Below are 759 nucleotides of genomic sequence, written 5' to 3'. Positions count from 1 at the left end.
GCCGCGAACGAGCTGACGATCCGGGTGGTGGCGTCCTGGAGGCGCAGGGTGTCGGCGTTGAGCGTGCCGCCCGGGACGAGCAGGAGGTCGTACGCGGCGGGGTCGACGTCGGCCAGGGTGAGGTCGGGCCGTACGGTCTCACCGGGGTCGCGGTCGCCCACGAGGGTGCGGATCTCCTCGTCGGAGACCGCCGCCACGCTCACCTGTGCCCCGTGGTCGCGCAGGTGCTTCACGGGGACGACGAGTTCGTCCTGCTCGACCCCGTAGTTGGTGACGATCGCCAGAATCCGGCGGTCGCCGAGATCGGTGGTGGCCATGTGCCGCTCCTTTCCTCGCTCATGCGGTCGTGTCCGTACGGTGCTGCTTTCCGCTCATCCGCCGGTGATGTCATCCGCCGGTGATGCGGACGCACTCCGCGACGGTGTCGCGGAGGCTGCCGGTCCGCTCCAGCAGTTCGCGCTGGACCCGGGCCCCGCTGCCGCGCCGCTCCAGGGCGGTCAGCGCCTTCTGCGCCGCCTTGAGGTCGCCGCTGTCCTCCAGGGCGTCCCGCACGTGTGCCAGCAGCGCCCGGAGTACGTCGGCGGCGGGCTCGGGCCGCAGGGTGCGGGGGTGGATGAGCCGGTCGTCGATGCCGGAGCGGGCCGCCTGCCAGGACGCCACCCGCACCAGGGCCACCTCGGTGTCCTGGGGCGGTTCCCCGGCCCGCCACTCCCGCGCGGCCGTCTCCACCAGCGCCCGGGTCAGTGCGGCCAGCAGGAC

General features: G+C 73.5%; 2 protein-coding genes. Both read right to left on the bottom strand.

All coding sequences use genetic code 11. The features are described from left to right. Positions 1 to 317: DJ-1/PfpI family protein (locus tag V2J85_RS40295; RefSeq protein ID WP_330824350.1), on the bottom strand; the 317-nt coding region annotated here is incomplete at its 3' end. Positions 318 to 387: 70 nt separating this feature from the next. Then, the coding region (locus V2J85_RS40290) for a glutamate-cysteine ligase family protein (protein WP_474064975.1) at positions 388 to 759 on the bottom strand (372 nt) is incomplete at its 5' end.

The sequence above is a fragment of the Streptomyces bugieae genome (assembly GCF_036352915.1).
GTDB lineage: Bacteria > Actinomycetota > Actinomycetes > Streptomycetales > Streptomycetaceae > Streptomyces > Streptomyces endophytica.
Note: the sequence above shows the minus strand (reverse complement) of the source record. Positions and strands in the feature narration are given on the sequence as shown.